Annotated in this window: 20 protein-coding genes; 5 read left to right on the top strand and 15 right to left on the bottom strand. The window is 69.6% G+C overall.

Translation table 11 applies throughout. From position 1 onward, the window contains the following. Window positions 1-4 precede the first annotated feature (4 nt). The 4 genes from ACWDZ6_RS11835 to ACWDZ6_RS11820 all read right to left on the bottom strand — a co-directional run bounded on the left by ACWDZ6_RS11835 (window position 5) and on the right by ACWDZ6_RS11820 (window position 7,860). Window positions 5-1,312, bottom strand: a complete 1,308-nt coding sequence (locus ACWDZ6_RS11835; RefSeq protein WP_451502745.1) for a M1 family metallopeptidase — start codon at window positions 1,310-1,312, stop codon at window positions 5-7. Between the two features lie 65 nt (window positions 1,313-1,377). Then, complete coding sequence (locus tag ACWDZ6_RS11830; protein ID WP_451502744.1) at window positions 1,378-5,556, bottom strand: Pls/PosA family non-ribosomal peptide synthetase; 4,179 nt, start codon at window positions 5,554-5,556, stop codon at window positions 1,378-1,380. Between the two features lie 864 nt (window positions 5,557-6,420). Further along, a complete protein-coding gene (locus ACWDZ6_RS11825; protein WP_451502743.1) occupies window positions 6,421-7,068 on the bottom strand; it encodes a TetR/AcrR family transcriptional regulator in 648 nt (215 codons plus the stop codon). A 171-nt stretch (window positions 7,069-7,239) separates the two neighbouring features. Next, window positions 7,240-7,860: a hypothetical protein gene (locus tag ACWDZ6_RS11820; protein WP_451502742.1), complete on the bottom strand. Its 621-nt coding sequence runs from the start codon at window positions 7,858-7,860 to the stop codon at window positions 7,240-7,242. Window positions 7,861-8,233: 373 nt separating this feature from the next. Between ACWDZ6_RS11820 and ACWDZ6_RS11815 the strand changes: the two genes are divergently transcribed. Continuing rightward, window positions 8,234-9,280 (top strand): glycosyltransferase, encoded by a 1,047-nt coding sequence (locus tag ACWDZ6_RS11815; RefSeq protein WP_451502741.1) that lies wholly within the window; start codon window positions 8,234-8,236, stop codon window positions 9,278-9,280. Between the two features lie 149 nt (window positions 9,281-9,429). Here the strand turns inward: ACWDZ6_RS11815 and ACWDZ6_RS11810 are convergent, their stop codons facing one another. The 5 genes from ACWDZ6_RS11810 to ACWDZ6_RS11790 form a co-directional block, all read right to left on the bottom strand. After that, the gene (locus tag ACWDZ6_RS11810) at window positions 9,430-10,779 is read right to left on the bottom strand and encodes a dicarboxylate/amino acid:cation symporter (protein WP_451502740.1); all 1,350 of its coding nucleotides are present in this window, start codon (window positions 10,777-10,779) and stop codon (window positions 9,430-9,432) included. Window positions 10,780-11,128: 349 nt separating this feature from the next. Beyond that, complete coding sequence (locus tag ACWDZ6_RS11805; RefSeq protein WP_451502739.1) at window positions 11,129-11,425, bottom strand: DUF4229 domain-containing protein; 297 nt, start codon at window positions 11,423-11,425, stop codon at window positions 11,129-11,131. Window positions 11,426-11,502: 77 nt separating this feature from the next. Then, entirely contained in the window at window positions 11,503-12,027 is a 525-nt protein-coding gene (locus ACWDZ6_RS11800; protein WP_366731065.1) for a GNAT family N-acetyltransferase, read from the bottom strand. Window positions 12,028-12,204: 177 nt separating this feature from the next. After that, entirely contained in the window at window positions 12,205-13,371 is a 1,167-nt protein-coding gene (gene mqnE, locus ACWDZ6_RS11795) for an aminofutalosine synthase MqnE (RefSeq protein WP_326655336.1), read from the bottom strand. 94 nt (window positions 13,372-13,465) lie between these two features. Next, entirely contained in the window at window positions 13,466-13,921 is a 456-nt protein-coding gene (locus ACWDZ6_RS11790) for an Lrp/AsnC family transcriptional regulator (protein WP_326651803.1), read from the bottom strand. 122 nt (window positions 13,922-14,043) lie between these two features. Between ACWDZ6_RS11790 and ACWDZ6_RS11785 the strand changes: the two genes are divergently transcribed. Beyond that, window positions 14,044-14,190 carry a hypothetical protein gene (locus ACWDZ6_RS11785; protein WP_326651802.1) on the top strand — a complete coding sequence of 49 codons (147 nt, stop codon included), beginning with the start codon at window positions 14,044-14,046 and terminating at the stop codon, window positions 14,188-14,190. A gap of 6 nt (window positions 14,191-14,196) precedes the next feature. Here the strand turns inward: ACWDZ6_RS11785 and ACWDZ6_RS11780 are convergent, their stop codons facing one another. Genes ACWDZ6_RS11780 through ACWDZ6_RS11770 form a run of 3 tightly spaced genes read right to left on the bottom strand, consistent with a single transcriptional unit; the run spans window position 14,197 to window position 17,275 of the window. Then, a complete protein-coding gene (locus ACWDZ6_RS11780; RefSeq protein WP_366731066.1) occupies window positions 14,197-14,871 on the bottom strand; it encodes a UbiX family flavin prenyltransferase in 675 nt (224 codons plus the stop codon). Window positions 14,872-14,924: 53 nt separating this feature from the next. Beyond that, a complete protein-coding gene (gene mqnP, locus ACWDZ6_RS11775) occupies window positions 14,925-15,827 on the bottom strand; it encodes a menaquinone biosynthesis prenyltransferase MqnP (RefSeq protein WP_451502738.1) in 903 nt (300 codons plus the stop codon). Then, window positions 15,824-17,275 (bottom strand): menaquinone biosynthesis decarboxylase, encoded by a 1,452-nt coding sequence (locus ACWDZ6_RS11770; RefSeq protein ID WP_451502737.1) that lies wholly within the window; start codon window positions 17,273-17,275, stop codon window positions 15,824-15,826. The genes mqnP and ACWDZ6_RS11770 overlap by 4 nt, the downstream gene beginning before the upstream one ends. Before the next feature lie 89 nt (window positions 17,276-17,364). On the opposite strand from ACWDZ6_RS11770, the gene ACWDZ6_RS11765 reads away from it, so the two are divergent. From ACWDZ6_RS11765 to ACWDZ6_RS11755, 3 genes are read left to right on the top strand one after another with little or no spacing between them, the layout of a single operon-like run. Then, entirely contained in the window at window positions 17,365-17,775 is a 411-nt protein-coding gene (locus ACWDZ6_RS11765) for a PLD nuclease N-terminal domain-containing protein (protein WP_366731069.1), read from the top strand. A 5-nt stretch (window positions 17,776-17,780) separates the two neighbouring features. Continuing rightward, on the top strand, window positions 17,781-18,221 hold the full coding sequence (locus tag ACWDZ6_RS11760; RefSeq protein ID WP_451502736.1) for a nucleoside deaminase: 441 nt from the start codon (window positions 17,781-17,783) through the stop codon (window positions 18,219-18,221). Further along, window positions 18,214-19,143: an isopenicillin N synthase family dioxygenase gene (locus ACWDZ6_RS11755; RefSeq protein ID WP_451502735.1), complete on the top strand. Its 930-nt coding sequence runs from the start codon at window positions 18,214-18,216 to the stop codon at window positions 19,141-19,143. The genes ACWDZ6_RS11760 and ACWDZ6_RS11755 overlap by 8 nt, the downstream gene beginning before the upstream one ends. Here the strand turns inward: ACWDZ6_RS11755 and ACWDZ6_RS11750 are convergent. The 3 genes from ACWDZ6_RS11750 to resB form a co-directional block, all read right to left on the bottom strand. Further along, on the bottom strand, window positions 19,130-19,660 hold the full coding sequence (locus tag ACWDZ6_RS11750) for an SRPBCC domain-containing protein (RefSeq protein WP_451502734.1): 531 nt from the start codon (window positions 19,658-19,660) through the stop codon (window positions 19,130-19,132). The genes ACWDZ6_RS11755 and ACWDZ6_RS11750 overlap by 14 nt on opposite strands. A 109-nt stretch (window positions 19,661-19,769) precedes the next feature. Then, entirely contained in the window at window positions 19,770-20,855 is a 1,086-nt protein-coding gene (gene ccsB, locus ACWDZ6_RS11745) for a c-type cytochrome biogenesis protein CcsB (RefSeq protein WP_451502733.1), read from the bottom strand. Beyond that, a complete protein-coding gene (gene resB, locus ACWDZ6_RS11740; RefSeq protein WP_451502732.1) occupies window positions 20,852-22,540 on the bottom strand; it encodes a cytochrome c biogenesis protein ResB in 1,689 nt (562 codons plus the stop codon). The genes ccsB and resB overlap by 4 nt, the downstream gene beginning before the upstream one ends. Window position 22,541 lies beyond the last annotated feature (1 nt).

Genomic DNA, 22,541 nt, shown 5'->3' with positions numbered 1-22,541 from the left:
CGGGTCAGTGGCGCGGCTGCGGCAGGGCCGGGAGCTTCTCGTCGTACAGCCACATGGTGAAAAGACCGTCGAGCGGATGCGCCGAGTGCCGCTGCGCGAGAGCGATGAACTCCTCGGTGGTCACCGTGCCGTGCCGGTGGGTCGTGGTCCACTCGCGCAGCACCGCCACGAAGGCCGCGTGCCCGATCACCGTGCGCAGCGCGTGCAGCGTGAGGCCGCCCCGCTCGTAGACCTGGTCGTCGAACAGCCGCCGCAGACCCGGATCGCCGATCTTGATGTCCTGCCGCATCAGGGCGAGACGGGCCCGTGACTTCGCCGCGAGAGCCGCCGCCGACGGCCCGCCCGACACCTCGGACCACAGCCACTCCGCGTACTTCGCGAAGCCCTCGTTGAGCCAGATGTGCCGCCAGTCGGCGACGGTCAGACTGTTGCCGAACCACTGATGGGCCAGCTCGTGCGCGACCAGGCGCTCACTGCCGCGCCGCCCGTCGACATGGTTGGCGCCGAAGATCGACAGGCCCTGCGCCTCGACGGGCACGTCCAGTTCCTCGTCCACCACCACGACCGCGTAGTCGTCGAAGGGGTAGGGGCCGAAGAGGTCCGTGAAGGCCGTCATCATCTGCGGCTGGCGGGCGAAGTCGTACTCGAAGCGCTCGAGCAGGCCGCGGGGCACGGCGGCCGGCTGCGGCACCCGCCCGGCATGCGCCACGTCGACCAGTTCGTACGGGCCGATCTGGACCGTCGCGAGATAGCTGGCCATCGGCGCCGACTGCTCGTACACCCATGTGGTGGTGGAGGAACTGATCGTCCGGGAGACGAGTGAGCCGTTGGCGACCACGGTGTACGGCGACGGAGTGGTCACCGTGATCCGGTAGGCGGCCTTGTCGTCCGGGCGGTCGTTGCACGGAAACCAGGACCGGGCACCGTTCGGCTGGGAGGCCACGAGCGCCCCTTCCTCCAGCTGGTCCCAGCCGAGGTCTCCCCAGTCGCGCGTGCGGACGGGGTGAGGGACGCCGGTGTAGCGCACCTCGACGGTGAACGGCGTCCCGGCGCGCAGCGGCCTGGCGGGCCGTACGCGCAGCTTGTCGGCGCGGTGCGTGTACCGGGCCGGGCGGGCGCCGTCCACCAGGACGCGGTTGATCCGGAACGGGCCGAGGTCCAGGGCGATTTCGGACAGTGCGCGCCGGGCGACAGCGGTGATCCGGGCCCGGCCGGAGAGCCGGCCGGTGTGCGGGCGGTAGTCCAGCTCCACGTCGTACTCCGTGGTCCGGTAGCCGCTGTCGCCGTGCTGCGGAAGGTACGAATCCGTCACCCTTGTGCGTCCTCTGTGTCTTGCTCGTATTGCTCGTATTGCCTGTCCTGCGCGTGTTCTGCGTGCTACGGCTTCCACGCCGCGATGGGGTTGCCCAGCCAGCGGGTGTCCGCGGGCACCCGCTCTCCGCGCATCACCAGCGAGGCCGGACCGACCGCTGCCCGGGCGCCGATGACCGCTCCGGGCAGCGCGATGCCGTGCGGACCGAGCGTCGCGCCCGTTCCGAGAACGACATTGTCCATGCGCATGATCCGGTCGTGGAAGAGGTGCGTCTGAACAACACAGCCGCGATTGACGCTCGCGCCGACACCGACGGTGACCAGGTCGGCCTCCGGCAGCCAGTACGTCTCGCACCAGGCGCCGCGGCCGATGCGGGCGCCGAGCCCACGCAGCCACTGGTTCATCAGCGGTGTGCCGGCGGTCGCCCCGACCAGCCACGGCACGGCGAGCACCTCCACAAAGGTGTCCGCGAGCTCGTTGCGCCATACGAAGGACGACCACAACGGGTGCTCGACCGCCCGGAAACGGCCGACGAGCAGCCACTTCGCCGCGATCGCGACGACACAGGCCACCACTCCCCCGACGAACAGCAACGCGCCGCCGCACAGCACCGCGAGGGCGAGGCCGAGGCGGTCTGCCAGCAGCTCGAAGGCGGCGAGCGCGAGTACGGCGAGCGCCACGCTGCACATGACCGGCACGATCCGGCACATCTCGACGGCCGCCCGCGCCCACTTCAGCCGCTTCGGCGGGTCGAAGGTACGGCTCTGGTCACCTTCCTCCGCGGCCCGCGGCAGCTTCATCGGCGGCATACCGAGCCAGGAGCTGCCCGCCTTCGCCCGCTTCGGGGTCGATGACAGCACGCCGACGAGGCCGCGCTTGGGTACGGAGCGGCCCGCGGCCGTCATGCCGGAGTTGCCGAGGAAGGCCAGCTTGCCGACCCGCGCCTCGGCGATCCGCAGCCAGCCTCCGCCGAGTTCGTACGAGGCGACCATCGTGTCGTCGGCGAGGAACGCGCCGTCGCCGACCGTCGTCATCGCGGGCAGCGCCAGCACGGTCGACGCCTCGACACCGCGGCCCACCTTCATGCCCAGCGCCCGCAGCCACACGGGCGTGAACAGGCTCGCGTACAGCGGAAAGAGGTGCACCCGGGCCATGTCCATCAGCCGCTCGGTCGCCCACGCCTGCCAGGCGATCCGCCCGTGGACCGGGTAGTAGCCCTCGCGCAGCCCGATGCCGAGCAGCCGCACACCGGCGAGAACGATCAGCGCGTACGTGATCACGGAGACGACCGTCGCGAGTGGCACGGCGGTCAGCGCGGCCGTCAGCGCCTGGCCGAGGCCGGTCCGGCCGTGCACGAACAGGCCGATCACCAGCAGGCCGGGCAGCGCCGCGAGCGCGGGCAGCAGCCCGAGGACCACCGAAGTGAGCGTGTAGACCGCCGTCCAGCGGCGCTTGCGCGGCGGGCGGCCGTCGGGCGTGTGCCGATTGGCCTTCCCCTTGCGTGCGGCCGGCACGCCGGCCCAGCGCTCGCAGGCGGGAACCGCGCCCGTCACACCCGACCCGGGGGCGATCTCGGCGCGCTTGCCGATCCGCGCGCCGGGGAAGAGCGTGCTGCGGGCGCCGACGGTGGCTCCGGCGCCGATGCGGACGGCACCGATGTGCAGCCGGTCGCCGTCGAGCCAGTGCCCGGACAGATCCACCTCGGGCTCGACCGCGCAGCCCTTGCCGAGCCGCAGCATGCCGGTCACCGGCGGCAGGGCGTGCAGATCGACGCCCTCGCCGATACGGACGCCGAGCGCCCGCGCGTAGTACGTGAGCCACACCCCGGCGAGGCTGGTCGCGCCGCTGAGCTCGGCGAGGCGTTCCGCCGTCCACAGCCGTAGGTGCGTGCTGCCGCCGCGCCGGTACGTGCCGGGGCGCAGACCGCGCAGCAGCAGCCGCGCGCCGCCTGCCGCGATCACGATCCGTCCGGGCGGGCTGACCACGAGCAGCCAGCCGAGCCCCACCCACCACCAGGACACCGTCGGCACCCACGGCAGCCCGATGACATTGCCGACCGCGGCCGCGACCACGCCCCAGCGCAGCCCGGCGATGCCGAGCAGCGGAAGCATCAGCAGCACTTGCACGACGCCGGACAGGCGCGGCACCGGCTGGACATCCCGCTGTGCCGTCGCGCCCGCGGAGGGCTCCTCCAGCGTCCGGGCGAGCGCGCCGAGTGTCGGGTTCTGGTAGATGTCGCCGACCGATCCGGCGGCGTACCGCTCCCGGATCCGGGACACCAGTTGGGCGGCGGCCAGACTGCCGCCGCCGCTCGCGAAGAAGTCCGCGTCGGCGCTGTTCACCGGAGCCCCGAGAAGATCGGTCCACTGCTCGGCCAGCCAGGCCTCGGTGGCGGTGAGCTCGGTCCGACCGGTGGCCGGAGTGTCCGGAGCGGGCAGCGGCCACGGCAGGGCGGCCCGGTCCACCTTCCCCGAGGTACGGGTCGGGAGGGTGTCCACGACGGCGAGCAGGGGCACGAGGGCGGCGGGCAGCTCCTTGCGCAGTCGCGCGACGGCGTCGGCCTGGTCGAAGGAGTCCACGACGAAGGGCGCCGCGTCGAGGGGCGCCGCGCCGGAGGAGTCCACGTCGAGGGTCCCCGCGCCGGCCGCCGGCTCCGGCGCGTCGGCGGGGCCGTTGCCGTCTGTGGCGGTGGAGGCCGGGGCGTGGGCACCGGCGCCGGCCACCGGGCCCGGGGCCGGTTCGGCGACCGCGCCGTCGACGGGGCCGGGGGCCGCGGAGCCCGCGTCGTCCGCCGTATCCGCCGTATCCGCGGTCTCCGCGGTGTCAGCGGTGGCAGCGGTCGTCAGGTCGCCGTCCACCGGCCGGTCGCCGACAGGCTCGCTCGGCACCACATAGCCGACCAGCAGTTGATGGCCGCCGGCCGTCGTACGGACCGCAGCCGCGGCTCCCGCGACGCCCGGCAGCGCCTGCAGCGCCGCATCGATCTCGCCGAGTTCGATGCGACGGCCACCGAGCTTGATCTGCTCGTCCGCCCGGCCCACGAAGAGCAGGCCGTCCTCCTCCGCCCGGACCAGGTCGCCGCTGCGGTAGGCGCGGGCCCAGCCGAGCGCGGGCAGTGGCGCGTACTTCTCCGCGTCCTTCTCGGCGTCCAGGTAGCGGGCGAGGCCGACGCCGCCGATGACGAGCTCGCCGGTCCCTCCCATGGGGACGAGGTCACCGGCGCCGTCCACGACGGCGAGCTCCCAGCCGTCGAGCGGCAGCCCGATCCGTACCGGTCCTTCGCCGGTCAGCGGCGCCGCGCAGGCGACGACCGTGGCCTCGGTCGGGCCGTACGTGTTCCAGACCTCACGGCCCGTGACGGCCATCCGCTCGGCCAGCTCGGGCGGGCACGCCTCACCGCCGAATATCAGCAGCCGGACGTCGTCGAGCGCCTCGGCGGGCCAGAGGGCCGCGAGTGTGGGGACCGTCGACACGACGGTGATGCGCTGCTCGACCAGCCAGGGGCCCAGGTCGAGGCCGGTGCGTACGAGGGAGCGGGGTGCGGGCACGAGGCAGGCGCCGTGCCGCCAGGCGAGCCACATCTCCTCGCAGGAGGCGTCGAAGGCGACGGAGAGCCCGGCGAGGACCCGGTCGCCGGGGCCGAGGGGCTCCTTCGCCAGGAAGATCCGGGCCTCGGCGTCGATGAAGGCGGCGGCGCTGCGGTGGCTGACGGCGACGCCCTTGGGCCTGCCGGTGGAGCCCGAGGTGAAGATGATCCAAGCGTCGTCACCCGGGCCCGGCCGACTGCCTGTGGCTCCCGCCGCGGTACCGAACGGCTCGAAGGCCCGGCCCTCGCCGATCACGGCGCTCACCGCCGCCTCGGTGAAGACCAGCTCGGCCCGCTCGTCGGGGTCCTCGGCGTCGACCGGGACATACGCCGCGCCCGCCGCGAGCACGGCGAGGATCGAGACATACAGGTCGGCGGTTCCTGACGGCACGCGTACACCGACACGGTCGCCGACGCCTATTCCGGCGGCGGCGAGGCGCAGTCGCAGGGACTCGACCTCGTCGAGCAGCGCGCGGTAGGTGAGCGGCGCGTCACCGTCGTCGACAGCTGGTGCGTCCGGGTGACGTCGCGCGGTCTCGTCGAGGATGTCGAGGAGAGTGCGTTCGGAGGCGGCACTTCCCGCGGTGAAGAGCGCGGGCGCCGGTGCCTCGTCGAGCAGCGGATCGAGGAGAGCCGGTGACTCCGGGGCCAAAGTCATACAGCGCACCGATCGTCGGCCGACAGGGCGCTCAGTGCTGAGTGGCTCCGGTGGATGCCAGGCTGGCTCGTACGCATCTCTCACTCTCCGTAGGTCGTGTGGAGTGCGCTGCGAATCCCCATTCCGCGCACGGCAAACGAGGAGTTTATCCAGCCTTGGCCCATCTCGCCTGATGTAGCGACAGGGCCGACCGGTCCGCATCGGCCCGCCCAGCTCCTGGTCGAATCGCATCGCCCCTGCTCAGGACCGGCACCGGGGCCGCCCTCACCACCCCCGTACGGCACGGGCCGCGGACGCCGATTGTGGCGAACCGCACTCGTGGTCACGCCGTGTTCGTCCGCACTGTGGGCAACCGGGCCTTCTCAGAAGGTCACCGGGCCGTCTTCGCGTACAGTGCCTCGGTCTCCGCCGCGAAGTCCCGATCGACCGCTGCCCACTTGAGCTCGCAGCGCGACCGCGCGACTCCTCGTACTCGACCGGTTACCGACTCCCGAGTGATCTTACTTCGGAGTAAATCCACGACCGCGCAGGGAGCTTGGACCATGGCCGGTCGCCATGCGCACCGACGGCCGGCACACCGGCCCTCGAAGAGGCGCACGGTGGGGCCGAGTCGATCGCGCCCCTGGCAGCGGCAACATCGGGTTCGTCAGCATCCGCGGCCAGACCCTGCTGGGGGCGCAAGACCTGGCACCCGAACCGCCCCTGGCCCTCACCCTGGCGCGCGGGGCGCCGGCCTCGCCACTGAAGCGGCAGCAAGTGACGTACGTACGGGCGGAGTTCGATGTCCCGGTACCGCGCCCACGACCGTGACGTACACGGCCGAGGACTCGGCTCTCCCACTCCGCAGCGGCGACCGCGTCCACCTCATCGGGAGGACCAGCGCTGACCTTTCATAAGGTCCCCGAGCCCCATCCAGGCGAAGTTCATCAGCGTCCCCGCCGCTTCCTTCGCCGAGACGCCCTCGGTCTCGTTCGCCCACCCCGCGAGCGACTCCGCCGCGCCCACCAGCGCCTGCGCGAGCCCCCCGACATCCCGGTCGGCCAGCTCGGGGTTGTGCTGGGTCTCGCATGCCGCGGCCCCGATCAGCCCGGTCACGAAGGCCACTATCTCGTGCCGCATCGCCGCCACTTCGGCGGCGAACGGCTCTCCGTGCGTCCGCGCCTGCCGGTGCAGGATCGCCCAGCCGTCCGGGTTCTCGGCGGTGTGTGTGAAGAACGCCGCGAGCCCCGACCACAGCTGCCGGTCCGCCGCGAGCCCCGGCTCGGCTCCCGCCCGCACGGCCACGATCAGCGCTTCGGCCTCGCGCCGTATGCACGCCGTGAAGAGGTCTTCCTTGGAGTTCAAGTACAGGTAGACCAACGGCTTGGAGACCCCGGCCAGTTCAGCGATCTCATCCATCGAGGCCGCCCGGTAGCCGCGCTGCCCGAAGGTCCGCACCGCGGCGTCCATCATCTGCCGCTCGCGCACGGCGCGCGGCATGCGTTTGCTTTTGACGCCCTTCACAGCACCCATGTCAGACATCCTCCCGCCCCACACATCCTTACTTCGCGGTAAGCCTACGGCCCCCGGGAAGAGCCCAAAAACGCGGAACGGCCCCCCTTCCGGCAAGGAAGGGGGACCGCACCACGATTCGGACCGGGTCAGTACTGCAACCCGACCTGAACCTCCAACTGTGTCGAGCGCCTAGGCCGACGGCGTTACCTGCGGCGTCCAGACCTCGGTGCACGCCAGGCTCGGCGGGGTGGGGGGAGGCCCAATCGTCGCGAAGGTCAGGGTGCACGTGGTCTCGAACACGGTTCCGGCCGTGGTCAGCACGTGCACCGAGGCCGAGTTCAGCACCCCGTTGCTGGACACCGAGACGGAGCAGGCGCCCGCCGGGAAACCGCCGCCCGGGGTGTTGCTGATGTTCTCCCAGTCGAAGACGCCACCGGGGACCGTCCGGATGCCCGCGAAGGCAGCGGCCTGCAGCGGTCCGGCCGAGCCGTCAGGGTCGATGATCGCAGCGGCGACCTGGTGGGAGGCGACCGGGGCGACCACGAGGGGGTTGTAGTGGTCAAGGTCGTTGCACGGACCGACCGGCCCAGTGGCGCCGATCGGACCCTGGGGACCTCCAGGACCCTGGGGGCCCTGTCCGCCACAGCCGCCGTTGCCGTTGCCGTTGCCGTTGACTACGGCCTTCCCGCTCTCCGCCGAGACCTGGCATTGGTCCCCACCCGGGGCTGCCACGCTCACGCTGGCGGGTGCCACGGAACTGGGCGCTGCGGCAATCGCGGGGCTCGCGATCCCCGCGAGCATGAGGACCATCGACGCGATGGTACCGCCGGTCAGCCAGGCACTGCTTCTGGGAAGCGGACCCAGAGAGGACCTGGTCCTGTTCTCAGGATTCATTCACTGCTCCTTTTGGAACCGGATCTTGGAACCGGATCGGATGATGCGGCGGAAGCCGGTTCAGGCTTCCCTCGGAATCATCGGTTCGCAGGAGCAATGCCTTGAGAGTCTCGCAGAGCTATCAACATGATGGCGTATCAGGGGAACTCCAATGGGCGCATACGCGACAGCGAACCCTTTACCGAGGTCGGCGTGCCGCCACGGGGCCCGAAGCCCGCTCTGCGTAGGGTCGCCCGGTCCGACCCGCCCGGGAAATGGTGTTGCCATGAAGCCGTCCATGTGCTTGTGCATGATCGTCAAGAACGAGGCGAAAGTCATCGAGCGATGCCTCGCCTCCGCGCGTGACCTCGTGGACACCTGGGTGATCTCCGACACCGGCTCGACCGATGGAACCCAGCGGCTGGTCCGTACGGCGATGCACGGCATCCCGGGCGAGCTGCACGACGAGCCCTGGGTCAACTTCGGCCACAACCGGACCCTGAACATCAGGCGCGCCCGCGGCAAGGCCGACTATCTGCTCCTCCTCGACGCCGACCACGTGATCCGCCGGGACGGCCCCCTGCCCAGGCTGACCGCCGACGCCTACCTGCTGCGGCACGAAGGCGCGACCGAGTACCGCATCAGCCGCCTCGTCAGCGGCAGTGTCGCCTGGCGGTACGAGGGCGTCACCCACGAGTACCTCACCGCAGACACGCGGCACCGCCAGGCGAATCTCGACGCGCTCGTCATCGAGGACTTCTACGACGGGGGCTCACGGCGCGACAAGTTCGAGCGCGACGCGCGTCTGCTGAGCGCCGAGCTGGAGCGCGACCCCACCAATACCCGCACGGTCTTCTATCTGGCGCAGACCATGCGCGACATGGGCAGCACCGAGGAGGCGATCGCCCTGTACGAGCGCCGTGCCGGGATGGGGGGCTGGGCCGAAGAGGTCTACTGCTCGCTGTTGCAGGCCGGGATTCTCAGGGCCGACTCGGACGACTGGCCTGGAGCGGTGAAGTCCTTCTCCCGCGCCTGGGAGTCGCGTCCGAGCGGCTCGAAGCGTGTTACGAACTCGCCCTGCGGCTGCGCGGAATGGGCCGCCATCAGGCCGCGCACGCGATCGTCCGCGCCGGGCTGGGCAAGGAGCAGCCGGACGACCTGCTGTTCGTCCAGCCGTGGGTGTACCGCTGGACTGTTGTTCGAGTTCTCGATCACTGCCTACTGGGTGGGCGACTACGCCGGCTCGCTCGAGGCGTGCGACCGCCTTCTGGCGATGCCCGACCTGCCCGACATCTACCGCAAGCAGACGGTGACCAACCGCGAGTTCGCCGCGACGCGAAGTGACCACGGTCCCTGAACCCGCCACCGCGGGGCGGGTGGCAGGGGCACCGCGTACGGGATCGAAGGAGAACTGAATCCCCGCGCAGACGCCCGGCCGTACCGCCGACGGCTGTGCCCGCACCCGGAAATCCGGGTGCGGGCACGAGCGTCCCAGACCGTTGTGACCTAGGCGGCGACCGGCACGGCCACCTTCTGCTCGGCCTCGCGGGCGTCGTACTCGTCGATCGGCGAGGACTTCGCCGAGTTGTAGGCGTCGTGGTCGAGGATCTTCTCGCGGGCCGCGACGATGACCGGAACCAGTGCTTGACCTGCGACGTTCGTGGCAGTCCTCATCATGTCCAGGATGGGGTCGATCGCCATCAGCAGCCCCACACCCTCCAGCGGCAGACCCAGCGTGGAGAGAGTCAGCGTCAGCATGACCGTCGCGCCGGTCAGTCCGGCGGTGGCCGCCGAGCCGACGACCGAGACGAAGGCGATCAGCAGGTAGTCCTGGATGCCGAGCTGCACATCGAAGATCTGCGCGATGAAGATCGCGGCGAGCGCCGGGTATATCGCCGCGCAGCCGTCCATCTTGGTCGTCGCGCCGAACGGAACGGCGAACGAGGCGTACTCCTTCGGCACGCCGAGACGCTCGGTGACCTTCTGCGTGACCGGCATCGTGCCGACCGAGGAGCGGGAGACGAAGGCCAGCTGGATGGCCGGCCAGGCGCCCTTGTAGAACTGGACCGGGTTGACCTTGGCGACGGTCGCCAGCAGCAGCGGGTAGACGCCGAAGAGCACCAGCGCGCAGCCGATGTAGACGTCCGCGGTGAACGTCGCGTACTTGCTGATCAGGTTCCAGCCGTAGTCGGCGATGGCGAAGCCGATGAGGCCGACGGTACCGACGGGCGCCAGTCGGATGACCCACCAGAGGGCCTTCTGCAGCAGCTCGAGCACGGCCTCGCTGAGCGTGAGGATGGGCTTGGCCTTCTCGCCGAGCGCCAGCGCGGCGATACCGGCGACGACGGCCAGGAAGACGATCTGGAGAACCTCGAGCGTGGCGAACGGCGTGATGATGTCCGTCGGGACGATTCCGGTGAGGAAGTCGATCCAGGTCCCGTGGTGGTCGGGGGCCTTGCCGTCCTTCGGCGTGAGTCCGGTTCCCGCGCCCGGGTTGGTGAGCAGGCCGATCGCGAGGCCGATGGCGACCGCGATCAGCGACGTGATCATGAACCAGAGAAGCGTGCGGGTGGCCAGTCTGGCGGCGTTGTTGACCTTACGGAGGTTGGTGATCGACACCAGGATCGCGAAGAAGACGAGCGGCGCGACGGCCAGCTTCAGCAGCTGGACGAAGATCGAGCCGATCTGGTCGAGCGTGTCCTTCAGCCAGCCGATGTCCTGGCTGCGGGCGAGCCAGCCGAGCAGGACGCCGAGCGCCAGACCGGCGGCGATCTGGGCCCAGAACGGGACCTTGGGTATACGGAAGCCGGAGCCCGAGGGCTTCCCGGCCGTGGTGGACGCGGTGTTCGCGGACACGGAGGACACACTCCAGACAGGGCGTAAAGACATACGGGGACAGGGGTGCGGCGCCCATGCGCGATTGCGCGGCGCCGCTGTGATGCCGGGGTCAGACCGAGCGGCAACAGACCGCGGACATACAGCGGCACAGATCGACATGCAGGCGCGCCACGAGCGGGATGCTCACGGCGTCGTGGTGGCGCACTGCTGTCTTCATGCGAAACACGTTAACACTTTAACTTTGTGAACCTCAAAGCTCCCCTTGGGGTCCGGGGCCGGCACGGCACGCCGGAAACGCCGACGCCCCGGCAGGGGAGCGACTGCTCCTGCCGGGGCGCGGGTTGAGTGTGAAAAGGCTTACGCGGGCCTACTGGACGGCGCCGTCCTCCTGCGAACGGTTCGCGTCGAGCCTGGCCTTGGCCCGGTCGACCTTGCCGACGATCTGCTCGGACATGGCGTCACGCTGCTTGCGCAGCAGTATGAAGCTGAGCGGCGCGGACACGACGAGCGCGAGCAGGATCACCCAGACGAAGTTGGAGTCGCCGAGCCCCTTGGGCAGCACGCCGACCTGGACCAGGGTGCCCACGAGGACGAAGCAGCCGATGAAGATGGCGAGGCGCAGCCTGGTGTACCGGATCGCGGCGCTCGACTTGGCAGCGGACACGGCGGGCCTTCTCTCTTCGTACGACGGCACGTGCCCGTCCAGTGAAGCACGCCCCGCCCTGTCCGATTCACGTGGGTTCAGATCAGCGGCAGCAGCATCACGATGTCGTCGCGGTCGTCGCCATCGGCGACCCGGATCCCTCCGGGCACGCGTCCGACCTCCTTGTAGCCGCAGGCGGCGTAGAAGCGGTCGGCTCCGGTGCCGCCACGGCAGGTGAGCCGTATCGCCTCGATGCCGTCGAAGGTCCGGGCGGCATCGGCGGCCGCGGCCATCAGTTCGCGGCCGTACCCGTTGCCCTGGTACTTGGGGTGCACCATCACCGTGTAGAGCCAGACCCAGTGCCGCATCAGCCGGTGCATGTTGTACGTGAAGAAGGCGGTGGCCGCGACAGCGCCTTCTTCGTCGTAACCAACGAGCAGCCGGGTGCGACCCTCGGCCATCGCGACCAGATGCTTCACGAACTCGGGCCGCACGGCGTCGTCGGTCACCGGCGGCACAAACCCGACGGCGCCGTCCGCGTTGGACACGTCGGCCCAGAGCGATACGACCCCGTCCCGCAGGGGGCGGTCGATCGGCGGATCCAACTCAAAGGTAAGGCCCATGAGTCGAGATTAGCCATTACAAGTCGCGTTGCTCAACCCGTGTCCACAACGCGAGAAGCCCCGGCATCGGCCGGGGCTTTCGGGTGGAAGCCGGGGCGCGCCCGGCCTGTGGTGAAGTCCGCGACCGGCCCGCGGCGGCGTGTGGACGCGGCCCCGCACCCAAGGACGGACGAGGGGTCAGAACCGCATCGGCTGCGGCGACTCGCGCCGGTCGGCGTCCGGACCCGGGTACTCGCGGATGATCTCGTACCGCGTGTTCCGCTCCACCGGGCGGAAGCCCGCATCGCGAATCAGGTCCAGCAGGTCGTCGCGGGTCAGCTTGTTGGGCGTGCCGTAGTTGTCCGCGTCATGCGTGATCTTGTACTCGACGACCGAGCCGTCCATGTCGTCCGCGCCGTGCTGCAGCGCGAGCTGCGCGGTCTGCACACCGTGCATCACCCAGAACACCTTGACGTGCGGCACGTTGTCGAACAGCAGCCGCGAGACCGCGAAGGTCTTCAGCGCCTCGGCACCGGTCGCCATCGTCGTGCGCGCCTGCAGCCGGTTGCGGACCTTGCCGTCCTGCATGTCCACGAAGTCGTGCTGGTAGCGCAGCGGGATGAAGACCTGGAAACCGCCGGTCTCGTCCTGCAGCTCACGCAGCCGCAGCACATGGTCGACGCGGTGGCGGGGCTCCTCGATATGGCCGTAGAGCATCGTGCTCGGGGTCTTGAGACCCTTCGAGTGCGCGAGGCGGTGGATGCGCGACCAGTCTTCCCAGTGGGTGCGGTGGTCGACGATGTGCTGCCGGACCTCCCAGTCGAAGATCTCCGCGCCGCCGCCGGTCAGCGACTCCAGACCGGCCTCGATCAGCTCGTCGAGGATGTCGGACGCGGACATCCCGGAGATGGTCTCGAAGTGGTGGATCTCGGTGGCGGTGAAGGCCTTCAGGGAGACGTTCGGCAGAGCCTTCTTGAGCTCGCTGAGCGAGCGCGGGTAGTACCGCCACGGCAGGTTGGGGTGGAGCCCGTTGACGATGTGCAGCTCGGTGAGGTTCTCGCCCTCCATCGCCTTGGCGAGGCGGACGGCCTCCTCGATACGCATGGTGTACGCGTCCTTCTCGCCCGGCTTGCGCTGGAACGAGCAGTAGGCACACGACGCGGTGCACACATTCGTCATATTGAGGTGGCGGTTGACGTTGAAGTGGACGACGTCGCCGTTCTTGCGCGTCCTCACCTCGTGCGCGAGGCCGCCGAGCCACGCCAGGTCGTCCGACTCGTAGAGGGCGATACCGTCCTCGCGGGTCAGCCGCTCCCCGGCCCGGACCTTCTCCTCCAGCTCGCGCTTGAGGCCCACATCTTGAATAGATGCAGTCACTTAGGCCGCCTCCCATTTGTCTACGCCGTGCTGTCCCGGGGGACACCTCCGGGACCCCCCGGAGGCTCCACCAACCGTACGCCTAGCCCTCCTCGGGCAGATCGCCGACCCGGTTCTCCCACTTCGTGGAGAGCACGATCGTCGTGCGCGTACGGGAGACGCCCCTCGTGCCGGAGAGCCGGCGGATCGTCTTCTCCAGACCGTCGACATTGTCGGCCCGCACCTTGAGCATGTACGAGTCGTCGCCCGCGATGAACCAGCAGTCCTCGATCTCGGCGAGGTCCTTCAGCCGGCGCGCCACGTCATCGTGGTCGGCGGCGTCGGAGAGCGAGATCCCGATCAGCGCCGTGACACCGAGACCGAGCGAGGCGGCGTCGACGGTGGCCCGGTAACCGGTGATGACGCCTGCCGCCTCGAGGCGGTTGATGCGATCGGTGACGGAGGGCCCCGAGAGCCCGACGAGCCGGCCGAGCTCCGCGTACGAAGCCCGGCCGTTCTCCCTGAGCGCCTGGATGAGCTGCCTGTCCACCGCGTCCATATGCCTGGACCCTTCCATTGTTCAGCGATCACGCAAGATTACGTATAGAATCTAAGGCATGCAGGGTCAAAGACCCTGCGAATCTTTCAGACGATCAGCAATAGTCCTTCGAACTTTCAGGAGTGAGCTTCACCGTGTACTCGACCGAGATGGCCTACGCCCACATGCGACAGCTGCAGGAGCTGGCCAACCGCTCGCGTGCCCATCAGCCCGCTGCCGCCCACCGGATCGACAAGACCCGCACGGCTCGCCGCGCCAAGAAGCGCTGACCCGGGCTAATCCGAACGAGAGCCACCCAGCTCTCCCTCCCAACGGCGGTACAGCTGATGCGGCACTCCTGCCGCGTCCAGCACCCGCCCGGCGACGAAGTCCACCAGATCCTGGATGTGCGTCGCCCCCGCGTAGAACGCCGGAGAGGCGGGCAGAACCACGGCGCCCGCCTCGTCCAGCGTCACCAGATGCCTGAGAGTCTGCCCGTTCAGCGGAGTCTCCCGCACCGCGACCACAAGCTTCCGCCTCTCCTTGAGCGTCACGCTCGCCGCGCGCTGCAGCAGATCCTTCGAGAGCCCGAGCGCCACCCCGGCCACACACGCCGTCGACGCCGGCACGATCAGCATCCCCTTCACCGGATACGAACCGGACGAAGGCCCGGCAGCCAGATCCCCAGCGGCCCAGTGCCGTACGTCATCGACATCGACCCTGAAGGTGCCCGGCTTGCCGTCGGCCCCGCGCCCCAGCCACTCCCGCAGATCCTCGCGCCAGTGCGCGTCGCGGAAGGCGATCCCGGTCTCGTCGAGCAGCGTCAGCCGCGAGGCACGGCTGACCACCAGGTCCACGCTCTCGCCCGCGGCCAGCAGCCCGCGCAGTACAGCGGCGGCGTACGGCGTCCCGGACGCCCCGGAGACCCCCACCACCCACGGCTGACGGCTCTTCACTTCCACAGGCTCCACACCTCTGACAATATCCGGCAGCGCGCGGTCTTCGGCCGCCAGTGCGCCATGGCTTACGCGGTCAGGCCGCGCACCAGCAGATCGAGCAGCGCACACCCGAAGAGTGCGATCCCGATGAAGCCGTTGACCGTGAAGAACGCACGGTTGAGACGGGACAGGTCGTGCGGCGTCACGATCGAGTGCTCGTACAGGAACGCCGCGGCGACGATCACCAGGCCCAGCCAGAAGAACCCGCCCGCGTCCGTGGCCAGCGCGTACCAGACCAGCAGAACCGTCGTGACGACATGCGAGACGCGCGCGCCGTACAGCGCGGCCGGGATGCCGAAGCGGGCCGGTACGGACATCACGCCCTGCGCACGGTCCGCCTGGACGTCCTGGCAGCCGAAGATCAGGTCGAAGCCGCCGATCCAGACGCCGACCGCGAGACCGAGGATCACCGCGTCCCAGGACCACTGGCCGGTGATCGCGATCCACGCGCCGACCGGGCCCATCGCCTGGGCGAGTCCGAGAATGGCGTGCGGGAAGTTCGTGAACCGCTTGCCGTACGGATAGACCACCATCGGGATCACCGCGATGGGGGCGAGCGCGAGACACAGCGGGTTCAGCGCGGCGGCCGCCCCGAGGAAGACGACGACGGCGACCAGCGCGCCGGTCCAGGCCGACCTCACCGAGACCGCGCCGGTCACCAGCTCGCGTCCCGCGGTACGCGGATTACGGGCGTCGATCTCGCGGTCGATGATGCGGTTGCAGGCCATCGCGAAGGTGCGCAGGCCCACCATCGCGATCGTCACCAGCAGCAGCCGTCCCCAGTGAATGTTCTCGTCCAGCCGGAACATCGCGGTCAGCGAGGCGATGTACGCGAAAGGGAGCGCGAAGACCGAGTGCTCGATCATCACCAGCCGGAGGAACGCCTTGGTCCCACCGGGTTGCGGGACTGCGGCGGCGGCACTGCTCACAGGCCGTACTCCTTCCAGCGGCGGTCGACCTTCGCCGCCGTCTCCGGGTCGGACTCGACCATGTTCGGCCAGCCGCCGTCCCGTACGTACCCCTCCTCGGGGAGTTTCTTCGTCGCGTCGATGCCCGCCTTGCCGCCCCAGAACTGCTGGTACGAGGCGTGGTCGAGGTGGTCGACCGGGCCTTCGACGACGGTCAGGTCACGGGCGTAGTCGGTGTTGCCGAGCGCCCGCCACGAGACCTCGTGCAGATCGTGGACGTCGCAGTCGGCGTCCACGACGACGATCAGTTTCGTCAGCGACATCATGTGCGCGCCCCAGATGGCGTGCATGACCTTCTGCGCGTGCTTCGGGTACTTCTTGTCGATCGAGACGATCGCGCAGTTGTGGAAGCCGCCGGACTCGGGCAGGTGGTAGTCCACGATGTCCGGCACGATGATCTTGAGCAGGGGGAGGAAGAACCGCTCCGTGGCCCGGCCCAGCGGACCGTCCTCCGTCGGCGGCCGGCCCACCACGATCGACTGCAGCAGCGGGCGCTTGCGCATCGTGACGCAGTCGATGGTCAGTGCCGGGAAGGGCTCCTGCGGAGTGTAGAAGCCGGTGTGGTCGCCGAACGGCCCCTCGGGCAGCGTCTCGCCGGGCTCCAGCCACCCCTCGATGACGACCTCGGCGTTCGCCGGGACCTGCAGCGGCACCGTCTTGCAGTCGACCATCTCGATCCGCTTGCCCTGGACGAAGCCCGCGAAGAGGTACTCGTCGATATCGCCGGGCAGCGGCGCGGTGGACGCGTACGTCACGGCCGGGGGGCAGCCGAAGGCGATCGCGACCGGCAGCCGCTCACCGCGTTTGGCCGCCACCTGGTAGTGGTTGCGGCTGTCCTTGTGGATCTGCCAGTGCATGCCGATGGTGCGCCTGTCGTGGCGCTGCAGCCGGTACAGACCGAGGTTGCGTACGCCCGTCTCCGGGTGCTTGGTGTGCGTGAGGCCCAGGTTGAAGAAGGAGCCGCCGTCCTCCGGCCAGGTGAACAGCGCCGGCAACTGGTCCAGGTCCACATCGTCGCCGCGCAGGACCACCTCCTGCACCGGCGCGTCCTTCACCTTCTTCGGCGGCACATGCACCATCGTGCCGAGCTTGCCGAAGGCCTCCCGCACGCCGACGAAGCCGTGCGGCAGCTCCGGCTTGAGCAGCCCGCCGATCTTGTCGCTGATCTCCGCGTAGGACTTCAGGCCGAGCGCCTTGAGCAGCCGGCGGTCCGTACCGAAGACGTTCATCGCGAGCGGCATCGCGGATCCGCGCACCTTCTCGAAGAGCAGCGCGGGACCCCCGGCCTTGTTCACGCGGTCGACGATCTCCCCGACCTCCAGATACGGATCAACCTCGGCCTTGATGCGCTTGAGGTCTCCCTCGCGCTCCAGCGCCCGGAGCAGGGAGCGAAGATCGTCGTAAGCCATGCCAACCAGTATCGGCCACCCACTACCCTGTACCCGTCACCGGGGCCTACGGGGCCCCGCCACCGCTCCCCCGAGGGGATCGCACCACCATGCTCCGGTATCTGCCCTTCCTGCTGGTCCTGGCGCTGTGGATCTACGCCTTCATCGACTGCCTCAACACCCCCGAGCAAGAGGTCAAGCACCTCCCCAAGGTGGTGTGGATCATCATCGTGCTGCTCTTCGGCGAGGTGCTGATCGGCCCGGTCGCCTGGCTCGTCGCCGGCAAGGCGCGCAAGGTCTCCGCCGACGGCGGCACACCCTCCGAGCGGCACCGCAGCCACCGCACGGAGTGGGTCGCGCCCGACGACAACCCCGACTTCCTCAAGTCCCTCAAGGACGAGGCCGCACCGTCCAAAGAGGTGAAGGACGAGGCGCTCCTCAAGGACTGGGAGGCGGATCTGCGCCGCCGCGAGGAGGAGCTCAAGCGCCGCGAGAACGGCGACGACCCCCAGCAGTCCTGAACGCCATGGAGTACGAGCCGTGGCTTTCGACAGCGCTCGACGAGGCGCGGGCCGGGCTGGCCGAGGGCGGGATTCCCATCGGGGCCGCGCTGTACGGCGCGGACGGGAAGCTGCTGGGCCGCGGCCACAACCGCCGCGTACAGGACGGCGATCCGTCGATGCACGCCGAGACGGCGGCCTTCCGGGCGGCCGGCCGGCAGCGCTCGTACCGGGGTACGACGATGGTGACGACCCTATCGCCGTGCTGGTACTGCAGCGGTCTGGTCCGGCAGTTCGGGATCTCCCGGGTGGTGGTCGGCGAGGCGGCCACCTTCCACGGCGGGCACGACTGGCTGGCCGAACACGGCGTGGAGATCGTGCTGTTGGACGACGCCGAGTGCAGGAACCTGATGCGTGACTTCATCGAGGCCAACCCCGAACTGTGGAACGAGGACATCGGTGACTGAATCCAGGATTCCGGGCATCGACCTGCGCCCTTGGCTCACCGGGGACGCGTCCGCGCGCGCGGAGATCGCGGCGAGGGTCGACCAGGCCCTGCGGACCGCCGGATTCCTCCTGGTCACGGGACACGGAATCGATCCAGGGCTGCGGGCGCAGATCCGGGAGGCGGCACGGCAGTTCTTCCGGCTGCCGTCCGGCGTCAAGGAGCCGTACGCCGTCAAGGTCGGTGGACGCGGCTGGCTGGGACCCGGCGCCGAGGCGAACGCGTACGCCGAAGGTATGCAGACTCCGCCGGACCTGAAGGAGTCGCTGTCCTTCGCGGCCGAGGACCCCACCGGCGACCCCGCGGTCGACGCCGAGTGGTTCCTGCCCAACACCTGGCCGGCGGAGGTACCGGAACTGAAAGAGCTGGTCGAGACGTACCTCGGGCAGCTGCGGGCACTCTCCGACCTGCTGCTGGAGCTCCTCGGGGTCGCGCTGGGCGAGGCCGGGGACTTCTTCACCCGGCACACCGGGCATCCCACCTGGGGCTTCAACATCAACTGGTATCCGGGGAGGGACACCGTCGGCGAGCCGCAGCCCGGACAGTTCCGCATCGGTCCGCACACCGACTTCGGCACGGTCACGGTCCTGGACCGGCAGGCGGGCAAGGGCGGGCTGCAGGTGTTCACCGACGAGGGCGGCTGGGAGGACGCGCCGTACGACCCGGAGGCGTTCACCATCAACATCGGGGATCTGATGGCCCGCTGGACGGGCGACCGCTGGCGCTCGGGCCGCCACCGGGTGCTGCCGCCGCCGGCGGATGAACCGGCCGAGGAGCTGATCTCACTCGTCTACTTCTACGAGTGCGATCCGGGAACCGACGTCCGTGGCATCGACTCGCACACCTATCTGCGCGCCCAGCTCGACGCGATCACGGCCTGCTGACGTCACGCTCCCGGTCCGCGTACGCCTCGTGCAACTCCTGCCTGCGCTGCGGAGTCCAGCCGGACCAGTCCACCGGCCGCCCGTCGAGCGCGTCGACGAGGTACTCGAAATGGTCGTGCCAGCACGCCAGGCGCTCCGGACGCCGCTCGTCGTCGCCGTGGAACTCGTTGGTGAACCGGACCGTCGTGCCGGTGCCGCCGGCCGGCTCCAGATGGAAGCGCATCCGGCCGTGGACGTCCACGGTGTACTCGGCGACGTGCTCGACGTCCCAGGCGGTGATGCGGCCCTCGACGGGCATGTGCCGTCCCTCGGCACCCGCGGCCGGCCGGTGCAGCGTGACCGCGCCACCGAGCCGGGGCTCGAGCACATCGGCGGCCGCGAGCCAGCCCCGCAGGCCCCCGGGTGTGGCCACGGCAGCCCAGACCCGGTCCACAGGGTGGGGCAGGCGGAGCTCGAAGTGGAGGGTCTGCGTGCCTCCCTCGCTCCGGCCGGTGCCATGGTCGACGGCGGAGGTCATGGCACCAGCCTCGCGCGCAGTCGGCCGTTCCGCACGCCTGCGCCGCTACCGCGTCCGGCGCGCCCGGCCCTCCGGATCCGAACCTCGGGGCCTGGCGCCGGCGTAACGGTCAGACGCCGGCGTAGGAGTGCTTGCCGGTGACGAAGATGTTCACGCCGTAGTAGTTGAAGAGCCAGCAGCCGAAAGCGATGAGCGCCAGGGTTGCCGCCTTGCGGCCCTTCCAGCCTGCTGTCGCGCGGGCGTGCAGATAGCAGGCGTACGCGACCCAGGTGATGAAGGACCAGACCTCCTTGGGGTCCCAGCCCCAGTAGCGGCCCCAGGCGTCACCGGCCCAGATCGCACCCGCGATGATCGTGAAGGTCCAGAGCGGGAAGACCGCGGCGTTGATGCGGTACGCGAACTTGTCGAGCGAGGCGGCCGCGGGCAGCCGTTCCAGGACCGAGGTCGCGAAGGCGCCGGGCTGCTCGCCGCGGGCGAGCTTGTTCTCGTAGCTGTCACGGAACAGATAGAGAAGAGTGCCGACCGCGCCGAGGTAGAAGACCGCACCGCAGAAGATCGCGGTGGAGACGTGGATCCACAGCCAGTACGAATGCAGGGCGGGGACCAGCTGGTCGCTGGCGGTGTACAGCCAGGTGGTGGCGATGCCGAGGTCGGCGAGGACGGTCGCGACCAACAGCAGGCCCATCCAGCGGACATTCTTCCCGGCGAGCAGGAAGCCGAGGTACGCGCCGACCGCCACCGTGGAGAAGGTGAGGGAGAACTCGTACATGTTGCCCCAGGGGGCCCGCTGCACCGACAGCGCGCGGGCGACGACGCCGCCGGCCTCGACGAGGAAGCCGAGGACGGTCAGCGAGACGGCGATCCGGCCGTACAGATCGCCCTTCTCGGTGCCGCCTGCCGCGCCGGGTCCGTCCGGGACGTCACGCGTCCCGGCCGCGGAGCGGGTGATGACCTTGGGCTTGTCCAGTACGGCGGTGCCCCCGCCCTGCTGCTTGACCTGGACCTTCACCGAGCCGGCCGCGGCAGCGGTGCCGGTCAGCGCGGCGGCGGTACGGCCCACCTTGCTGCGGCTGCCGAAGACCCATTCGGCGATATGGGCGAGAAAGGCCATCGTGTAGACGGCCATCGACGAATAGATCAGCACATTGCTGATGTGCGCCAGATTCTCGTTGGTGGTTGCGGCGGCGAGAGTCACTTCTCAGCCCCTTCAGCAGATACATCTGCGGTATCGGGATCCGGCGCGGTCGGCGCCACTGCATGGAGCGTGACCGCCAGATCGGCCAGCTCCTCGGGAAGCTTCGGGGACTCGCTGCGGCCGAGCCCCGCCATTTCGACGACGGTCACGCCGTCCTCCCCCGCCACGGCCCGGACCCAGACGCGCCGGCGCTGGATGAACAGCGAGCCGACGAGGCCCCCGATGGCGGCGATCGCGCCGGTCAGCGCCCATCCACTGCCCGGCTGCTGCGAGATCTGGAAGCTGGCCCACTCCTTCACTTCCTTCTCGAAGGTGATGGAGCCCGCGCCGTCCGGCAGCGTCATCTTCTCGCCGGGCAGCAGCCGTGCCTTGAGGATCTGGCCCTTGGCGTCCTTGAACTGCGTCAGCTTGCGGGTGTCGAGCTGGTACACGTTCTGCGGCAGACCGGCGTTGACGCCGAGGCTGCCGTGGTAGCCGGTGAGGGCGAGCACCGGGAACTCGAGACCCGGGAACTGCGAGAACATCGTGCCCTTGCCCGCGCCCCCGAAGGTCGGCACGAAGAACGCCTGGAAGCCCAGCTGGTCCTTCTTGCCCTTCTTGTCGCGGTAGCCGTCCATCACCTTGATCGCGCCGGTCGATGTGATGTTGTTGTCGATCGGCAGCAACGGCACCGCGCCGTTGAAGACGACATTGCCGCGGCCGTCGCGGACGGTGACGACGGGTGCGTATCCGTGCGACAGCAGATAGACCTTGGTGCCGTCGACGACCAGGGGCTTGTTCACCTGGATGACGGACTTCTTGTCCGGCCCGCCGCCCTGCGAGTAGCTGACGTCGGCCTCGAAGGTGCGCGCCGTGCCGCGCTGCGACCCCTTCTCCTCGTACGTACCCGTGAACTTGTCCAGCCTGAAGCTGAACGGCACGAGCTCGTCCGAACTGAACATCGAGCCGGACTTGAAGTCGTCGTACTGGGTGAGCGTGTTGGAGAACCCGTCGCCCTCGACGATCAGCTTGCCGCCCTCGGACTTGAAGAGCTGTCCCGTGGCGAAGGCCACCAGCATCACGATCAGCGCGATGTGGAAGAGGAGATTTCCGGTCTCGCGCAGATACCCCTTCTCGGCGGCGACCGCGTCGCCGACCGTGTGGGCGCGGAAGCGGCGCTTCTTCAGTATCGCGAGCGCGGCCTCACGCACCTGCTCGGGCTCCGCCTGACTGCGCCACGTGGTGTACGCAGGCAGCCTGGTCAGCCGTCCGGGGGCACCCGGCGGCCGGCCGCGGAGCTGGCCGACGAACTGCCAGGAGCGCGGCACGATGCAGCCGATGAGGGAGACGAACAGCAGGATGTAGATCGCCGAGAACCACACCGAGCTGTAGACGTCGAAGAACTGCAGCTTCTCGTAGAGCGGCGAGACCGTCCTGTGGGCCTCCTTGAAGGTCTGCACCTTCAGCTCGTCCACGCTGTTCTGCGGGATGAGGGAGCCGGGGATCGCGCCGAGGGAGAGCAGGAACAGCAGGATGAGCGCGACCCGCATGGAGGTCAGCTGCCGCCAGAACCAGCGGACCCAGCCGATGACGGACAGGGAGGGCCCGGCGATGAGCTCTTCCCTGGGCGCGGTGGAGAGCTGGGCTCCGGCCGCTCCGAGGTCCTTGCCGTCGTCCCTCTGCTCGTCCGTCGCTGTCTTGCTCATG

The sequence above is a fragment of the Streptomyces sp. NPDC002926 genome (assembly GCF_053591755.1).
This window is presented reverse-complemented; position numbering and strand designations above follow the sequence as displayed.

Coding starts and splice junctions, on each gene's coding strand:
- ACWDZ6_RS11830 (WP_451502744.1), bottom strand. CDS start 5,556: ATGACTTTGGCCCCGGAGTCACCGGCTCTCCTCGATCCGCTGCTCGAC.
- ACWDZ6_RS11825 (WP_451502743.1), bottom strand. CDS start 7,068: ATGGGTGCTGTGAAGGGCGTCAAAAGCAAACGCATGCCGCGCGCCGTG.
- ACWDZ6_RS11820 (WP_451502742.1), bottom strand. CDS start 7,860: ATGGTCCTCATGCTCGCGGGGATCGCGAGCCCCGCGATTGCCGCAGCG.
- ACWDZ6_RS11815 (WP_451502741.1), top strand. CDS start 8,234: ATGATCGTCAAGAACGAGGCGAAAGTCATCGAGCGATGCCTCGCCTCC.
- ACWDZ6_RS11800 (WP_366731065.1), bottom strand. CDS start 12,027: ATGGGCCTTACCTTTGAGTTGGATCCGCCGATCGACCGCCCCCTGCGG.
- ACWDZ6_RS11790 (WP_326651803.1), bottom strand. CDS start 13,921: ATGGACGCGGTGGACAGGCAGCTCATCCAGGCGCTCAGGGAGAACGGC.
- ACWDZ6_RS11770 (WP_451502737.1), bottom strand. CDS start 17,275: ATGGCTTACGACGATCTTCGCTCCCTGCTCCGGGCGCTGGAGCGCGAG.
- ACWDZ6_RS11765 (WP_366731069.1), top strand. CDS start 17,365: ATGCTCCGGTATCTGCCCTTCCTGCTGGTCCTGGCGCTGTGGATCTAC.
- ACWDZ6_RS11760 (WP_451502736.1), top strand. CDS start 17,781: ATGGAGTACGAGCCGTGGCTTTCGACAGCGCTCGACGAGGCGCGGGCC.
- ACWDZ6_RS11750 (WP_451502734.1), bottom strand. CDS start 19,660: ATGACCTCCGCCGTCGACCATGGCACCGGCCGGAGCGAGGGAGGCACG.
- resB (WP_451502732.1), bottom strand. CDS start 22,540: ATGAGCAAGACAGCGACGGACGAGCAGAGGGACGACGGCAAGGACCTC.